This is a genomic window from Kitasatospora sp. NPDC057692 (assembly GCF_042799475.1).
Lineage (GTDB): Bacteria > Actinomycetota > Actinomycetes > Streptomycetales > Streptomycetaceae > Kitasatospora.
In genome coordinates this window covers 1-6,957 of record NZ_JBHVIV010000166.1, presented here as the reverse complement: position 1 = coordinate 6,957, position 6,957 = coordinate 1, and the positions used below count along the sequence as shown (strand labels likewise).

General features: G+C 76.6%; 3 protein-coding genes and 1 pseudogene. All 4 read right to left on the bottom strand.

Going from position 1 to position 6,957, the window contains the following annotated elements; translation table 11 throughout:
* Positions 1-355: 355 nt before the first annotated feature.
* Positions 356-952 carry a sigma-70 family RNA polymerase sigma factor gene (locus ACFVFS_RS40125; RefSeq protein ID WP_380630040.1) on the bottom strand — a complete coding sequence of 199 codons (597 nt, stop codon included), beginning with the start codon at positions 950-952 and terminating at the stop codon, positions 356-358.
* A gap of 250 nt (positions 953-1,202) precedes the next feature.
* A complete protein-coding gene (locus ACFVFS_RS40120; protein WP_380630038.1) occupies positions 1,203-2,351 on the bottom strand; it encodes a S8 family serine peptidase in 1,149 nt (382 codons plus the stop codon).
* 518 nt (positions 2,352-2,869) lie between these two features.
* The gene (locus ACFVFS_RS40115) at positions 2,870-6,241 is read right to left on the bottom strand and encodes a right-handed parallel beta-helix repeat-containing protein (RefSeq protein ID WP_380630036.1); all 3,372 of its coding nucleotides are present in this window, start codon (positions 6,239-6,241) and stop codon (positions 2,870-2,872) included.
* Between the two features lie 88 nt (positions 6,242-6,329).
* Positions 6,330-6,957 (bottom strand): annotated as a pseudogene (locus ACFVFS_RS40110) (hypothetical protein); the annotation flags it as partial.

Sequence of the window (6,957 nt, the reverse complement as noted above, 5' to 3'; positions counted from 1 at the left end):
GGGGTGTTGTCCGCGGCGTCGCCCCGCCCTCAACCTGGGGGGCGGGGGGGGGGGGGGGGGCGGGGGGGGGGGGGTGTCTAGGCGGCGGGGGGGGGCGCCCCCGGGCGGGGGGTCCCCGGGCCCCCCGCCCCTGCGGCCTGCGCCCCGGTGTCCGCTCTCCCACAAGGGCGGAGACCGGGGGGTGGCCGTCGGCCCGGCGCCCGCACGGGGAGCGGGCGCCGGTGGCGGTGCCGCCACCTTGATCTACGGACGGCGGGTCAGGAACGGTTCATTCCGTTCCACTTACGGTTCCGCTTCCGGGTCAGGGGCCGGTCGCGGTTCCGGTCCGGCCGCCGGTTCGTCCTCTCCGGTTCCGTCAGCCCGCCCCGGCCATGCCGTGCGCCTCCAGGATCGGCCGCAGGGCGCGGACGGCGTAGAAGTTGCGGGACTTGACCGTGCCGAGCGGCACGCTCAACAGCCGGGCCACCTCGGCCATCGACCGGCCCTTCATGTGCAACTCGACCAGCACGTCCCGGTGGTGGGGCTGGAGCTCGGCCATCGCCACCGCCATGTCCCGGGCCACGAGCACCTCGTCGTAGGGGTCGTGGACGCCGCCGTGGTCCTCCGGGACCTCCCCCGAGACCTCCTGGGCGCGGGCGGCGGCCTTCCGGTAGTGGTCGATGGCGATCCGGCGCGCCACCGTGAACAGCCAGGGGCCGCTGTGCTCGGGTCCGCGGTGCATGGCCGCCGGGTTCTGCCAGGCGCGCAGCAGGGTCTCCTGGACGATGTCCTCGGCCTTCCCGCGGTCGCCGCTGGTCACCCGGAGCATCGCGCGCAGCAGGTAGCCGCCGTGCAGCCGGTACAGCTCGGCGAGGGTGTCCTGGTCCAGGGTGGGCCGGGCGGGCGCCGGTACGACGGGCCCCCCGGCGTCCTCGGTGGTCGTTCCGGCGTGGGCGGTAGCGTCGATGGCCACGGCTGTTGAGCCCCTTACGACATTCGTCATTCGTCGGTACCCGGTCGGTGGTCGACGGTCGGTACCTGGGTCGATCGCTGTCTCGGCGCGCGGGGGCGGGCCACGGCGGACGGGCCGCTCTCCCCGGGCGCTGCCACGCTTGCACCCGGCGCCAACGGCGGGCCAACGCGGACGCCGGAGGCGGCGTTGGCGCGACGTTGGGACCGCGTTCGCCGCCCGCCGGCCCCTAGCCCCGGGCACCCCGGGGGCCTCACTCCGGGCGGCGGCCGCCCCGGTTCCGTCCGGCGCGCACCGCGGCCGCGGCCAGGCCGACCAGCACCGCCCCGCCCAGGCTCACCCCGGTGACCGCCGAGGCCAGCCGCTGCGCCGAACGGTCCGCCGGCGGCGGGACGACGACCGGCTCGGGGGTGGCCCGCCCGCCGGCGTCGGTCGCCGGAGCGGTGGGCGAACCCCCGGCGGCCAAGGCCGTCATCGGGTCCACCGTGCCCCAGCCGACCGCCGGATCGGGCAGCGCCGTACCGGGCCGGTAGGCCGTGGTCCGCAGCCGCTCGGCGAGCTGGTCGACGGTCAGCGAGGGCGACCGGCCGAGCACCAGGGCCGCCGCTCCGGCCACCAGCGCGGCGGAGTAGCTCGGGCCCGAGGCGGTGAAGGTGCCGCCGCCCGGCCCGGCGGCCAGCAGGGCCTCGCCGGGCGCCACCAGGTCCACCCGCGAGGCCCGCCCGCCGGGGGCGCCGGGCGCGGCGGCCGGTTCGGCGGACGGCAGACCGGCCGCCGGGGCGCCGTCGGCGCCGAGCGCGGCGACCGCGAGCACACCCGGGTAGCCCGCCGGATACGCCGGGCCCGCGGTCGACTGACCGTCCGGGCCGACCGGCGCGACCAGCAGCATGCCCTTGGCGGTGGCGTAGGAGACCGCCTCGGCCAGCGCCGGAGCCGCCTCCGCGACCGGCGCCGCGACCACGGCGATCCGCGCGCCGCCGTCCGCCGCGGCCCGGATGCCCCGGGCCAGCAGGTCGGCGTTGGTGCTCCCGGCGTCGTCGGTGACCGCCACGGAGAGCACCTTCGCCCCGGGCGCCAGGCCCGACGGGCCGCCGTCGGCCGTCCGGCGGCCGGCGATCAGGCTTGCCAGCACGGTGCCGTGGCCGACGCAGTCCCGGCCGGCGTCGCCGTCACCGTGCAGCCGCGGCCCGAGGCTGAGCCGCCCGGCCAGCGCACCGGTCCCGGCCCCGGCCGAGGCGTCCACCCCGGACCCGATCACCGCCACCGTCACCCCCGCCCCCCGGCTCAACGGCCACACCGCCTCCGGCCGCAGGTACGCCTGCGCCCACCCGGCCCGGTCGGCCACCTTGGCCGACGGCTTGCGGCACCCGTTCTGCCGCACGTCGGACACGGTCTGCCCCATCGCGGGCAGCTCCGCCGCCCCCGGCGAAGCGGCTCCGGCAGCAGCCCCCGGCGACGCGACCCCGGCAGCCGCCCCCGGCGTGGCCTCCCGCAGCGTCGGCTCCGCGGCTGGCCGCCCGGGCGCCGCCACGGCCGACGCACGCACAACGGCCGCCCCGTGGGGGACGGACGGCGACCACAGCCCGGCAGCGTCCACGGGCCCCGGCCCAGCCGACCCCGCCACGGAGGACGCCCGGACCGCCGCATCCGGCGACCCCACGACAGCCCCGGCAGCCACCGCCGAAGCCCCACCACCAACCGCCACACCCGAGGCCGACCCGCCGACCACCGGGGACCCGGGTAGCGCCGTCCCATCAGCGGGCTGCCCGGCAGCCGCCGCAGACCAGGCCGACGCCACCCCGCCGGCGAACTGCCCGCCGACCGCCGCTCCGGCGGTGGCCGTGGGGGCCAGGACGGCCAGGACGGCCAGGACCGCGAGGCCGCCGGCGGCCGCGGCGGTGCCGCGGGCTGCTCCGACGGTCATACCGGGCTGCCGGAGCGGTCCACGGCGATGTCCTCGGGCAGCAGCAGGCTCAGCTCCGACAGGTCCGCGACCTCCAGGCGGCTGAGGCGGCCCGCCTGGCGGGTGATCATGCCCTCCAGGGTCTGCCGGGCGAAGCGGCCGTTGCCGAAGGTGCGGTCGCGCGGGACGGCGGCGAACAGGTGCTCCAGGGTGGCCAGGGTCTCCGGCGCGCACGCGTACCCGGCGGAGTCGGCGTGGTTCCGCACGATGGTGACCAGCTCGGCGTCCGTGTAGTGGCCGAAGTCGATCTGGCGGGAGAACCGGGAGGCGAGGCCGGGGTTGGAGGACAGGAAGTGCCGCATCTCGTCCTCGTAGCCGGCCACGATCACCACCACCTCGTCGCGGTGGTCCTCCATCAGCTTCATCAGGGTGTCCACGGCCTCCTGGCCGAAGTCGCCGCCGCCCCCGTGCCGGGGCGTGAGGGTGTACGCCTCGTCGACGAAGAGCACGCCGCCGCGCGCCCGGTCGAAGGCCTCCTTGGTGAGCTGGGCAGTGTGGCCGACGTAGCGGCCGACCAGGTCGGCGCGGGCCGTCTCGATGAGCTGGCCGCCGGGCAGCACGCCCAGTTCGGCGAGCAGCCGCCCGTAGAGCCGGGCGACCGTCGTCTTGCCGGTACCGGGCGGGCCGGCGAAGACCAGGTGATGGCTGATGGTGGCGGTCGGCAGGCCGGCCTCCTCGCGGCGGCGGCCCTGGCGGATCAGGTTGACCAGGTCCTCGACCTGGGCCTTGGCCGCGGGGAGGCCGACCAGGGCCTGGAGTTCGGCGAGCGGCTCGGCGCCGTCGGCCTCCTTGGCCGGCGGGTCGAGCTCGACGCCGACGTCCTCGGGGACGAGCAGCGCGAGGTCCTCGTCGCTGATCTCGGCCTGCTCGGCGAGCCTGGTGGCCTGCCGGTCGACCATCTCCTCGAAGACCTTGCGGGCCGACCGGCCGTTGCCGAAGTCCTCGCCGCGCGGCATCCGTTCGAAGAGCACGGTGAGCGCCGCGCCGGTGCCCTCGGCCAGCTCGTAGCCGTGTCCCGAGGCCGCGCGCTCGACGATGGTGACCAGCTCGTCGACCTCGTAGTTGGCGAACTCCACCGTCCGGCTGAACCGGGAGGCGAGGCCCGGGTTGGAGGACAGGAAGTCGGTGATCTCGGCGGAGTAGCCGGCCACGATCACCACGACGTCCTCGCGGTGGTCCTCCATCAGCTTGACCAGGGTGTCGATCGCCTCGCGGCCGAAGTCGGGCCCCGAGCCGGAGCCGGACCCGGCCGAGAGGGTGTACGCCTCGTCGATGAACAGCACGCCGCCGAGCGCCTGTTGGAACACCTCGGTGGTCTTGATCGCCGTGCCGCCGATGATCGAGGCGACCAGGTCGGCCCGGGCCACCTCGGTCAGGTGCCCGCTGCGCAGCACGCCCAGCTCGGCCAGGATCGCGCCGTAGAGGCGGGCGACGGTGGTCTTGCCGGTGCCGGGCGGGCCCGCGAAGACCAGGTGGCGGCTCATCGGCAGGGCCGGCATGCCGGCCAGCTCGCGGCGGCGGGCCAGCTTGTTGAGGTTGACCAGCGTGGCCACCTGCTCCTTGACCCCGGCCAGGCCGACCAGCGACTCCAGCACCTCCAGCGGGCCGGGCGGCGCGGCGGGGGCGGCCGGGCCGGCGGGGGCCGCACCGGGTGCGCCGGCGGGGTGGCCCTCCTCGGCCGGGGCGGGCGTGCCGTCGGCGCGCCCGGTGCCGGTGGCCGCGGTCGCGGTGCCGTGCGCGTCGGGCAGGCCGTTCTCCTCGCTGGTCAGCTGCTCGACGGCGAGCCGTTCGCCGGGCACGGTCTGCCGCAGGCCGGAGCCGCGGTTGCGGGACAGGGTGCAGCCGGTGAGGCGGACGGCGTCCGTGGAGTCGAGCCGCACGCCGTCGCCGATGTTCTCCACCGCTTCGACCTGGGCCAGGACGGCCCGCCCGCCGGCACCGATCCGCACGCCGTGCCGGCGGTTGCCGTGGCTGCGGACCCGGGTGCAGGTCAACTCGCCGCCGTCGTCGACCGCGAGGCCGTCCTCCCCGGAGCCGCTGACCTCGCAGTCGCGCAGCGCGGCCCGGCCGACCTTGCCGACCAGCACCCCGGTGCCCCGGGCGCCGCGCACCACGGCCGCGCCGACGAAGGTGTCGGCGCCGTCGGCGATCCGCAGCCCCGCTCCCCCGGCGTCCAGCACCTCGACGCCCTCCAGCCGGCCCCGGCCGTCGCGCAGCGCCTCGACGCCGTCGGCGCCCGCGCCGGTGACGGTCAGGTGCCGCACCCTCGGATTGGCGCCGCCGCCGATCGACACGCCGGGGCCGGAGACGTCCCGGACCTCCAGCCGGTCGATGTCGGCGGCGCTCTCCTCGGCCAGTTCGACGCCGGCCCCGCCGCAGTCCCGCACCACGGTGCGGGTCAGCACCGGCCCGGCGGACTCCCCGATCCAGATGCCGGTGCCCTCGGCGCCGGACACCTCGCACTGCTCGAACTGCCCGCGCGAGCGCCCGGTGATGTGGATGCCGTGGCCGGCGGTGCGGGCGGTGGTGCAGCGGCGCAGCTCGGGGTCGGTGCCGCCGGCCAGCGCGATGCCGTGGCCGGCGGTGGCGCTGACCGTGCAGTCCTCCAGCACCACCCGCGCCTCGGAGCTGATGTACACGCCGATCGCGGTGTCGCGCACGGCGGTGCGCACCAGCCGGGTGGTGGAGCGCTCCTCCAGGGCGACGGCGGGCTTGTCGGTGACCGAGATCTCGCAGTCCTCGAAGGTCCCGCGCGCCTCGCCGTTGGCGCACACGCCGTTGCCCCGGGCGTCGCGCAGCACGCAGTTGCGCAGCAGCGGATTGGCCCGCTCGCCGACCACCACGGCCGAGGTGCCGAGGTGTTCGATGACGCAGTCCTCGATCACGCTGGTGCCGGTGGAGGTCTCGACGATGCCGGCGCCGGCCGGGTTGGTGACCCGGCAGTCGCGCATGGCGAGCGAGCCCTGCTGGCGGGTGAGGACGGCCGTCCAGGAGCTGCCGACCACCTCGCAGTCGGAGAGCGCGGCCTGCCCGCGCGGCACGTCGACGGCGGGCAGCTCCTCGTCCTGGCCCTGGACGACCAGACCGGTGAGCTGGACGGCCTCGGCCACCACCTGGACGACGCAGCCGCGCCGGGCCGTGATCCGGACGCTGCCGCGCGGCTCCTCGGCGGTGATGGTGACCATCTTGGTGATGACCAGGTTCTCCTCGTAGCGGCCGGGGCGGACCGAGATCACCGCCCCGCTGCGGGCCGCCGCGAGCGCCTCGCCGATCGTTCGGTACGGGCCGCCGCGCTGCTCCGGGCACACCGTCAGCACATGGCGCGACATGGCCTTCCTCTCCTGGGGGTCTTCGTCGTTCGTCGGGTGGAGCGGGTGGAGCGGGTGGAGCGGGGCGGGTCGGGGGGACCGGGGGCCGTCAGGACGCGGTGCAGTCGGCCCGGACGGCGGAGGCCGCGATGTGCGCCTTGTCGGTGGCGCTCCCGCCCCAGTCGACGCCGCGCGAGTGCAGCATCACGGCGATCTTGCCGCCGCTCACCGGGTACGATTTCTCGGCGGTCACCCAACTTCCGCGGCTGGTCGTCTGGTTGACCGCGAAATCGCCGATGGTGCCGCTGTTCGGCGTGGCGGTGTTCTGGACGGTGTAGTACGCGGGCGCGCCGCCGACGGCCTTGACGTCCGAGTTGTTCGGCACGTAGACGGAGATCTTGCAGCTGCCGGCCGTGACCGGGGCGGTGGAGAACGTCCAGACCACCGAGTTGCCGCCGTCGTCCTTGGTCGCGGAGCCGGACATCGGCATCGACACGTACTTGCCGTTGCAACCCGAACCGCCGTATCCGCCCGCCGAGTTGGTGGTCCAGCCGGTCGTGCCCTGCTCGTACCAGCCGTGCTGGGCGTAGGCGACGGAGGAGGTGCCGCAGTTGGAGCCGCCGACGCCGCTGTAGGTGGCCTTCGCCGCCGCGGGCGGCGGGGCCGGCTGCTGGGTGGCGGGCGGCGGCTGCTGGCCGGTGGCGGGCGGGGCGGGCTGCTGGCCCCCGGCCGGCGGC

Bases quoted from the DNA above. Each gene is read 5' to 3' on its own strand.
- ACFVFS_RS40120 (WP_380630038.1), bottom strand. From the start codon at position 2,351: ATGGGGCAGACCGTGTCCGACGTGCGGCAGAACGGGTGCCGCAAGCCG.
- ACFVFS_RS40115 (WP_380630036.1), bottom strand. From the start codon at position 6,241: ATGTCGCGCCATGTGCTGACGGTGTGCCCGGAGCAGCGCGGCGGCCCG.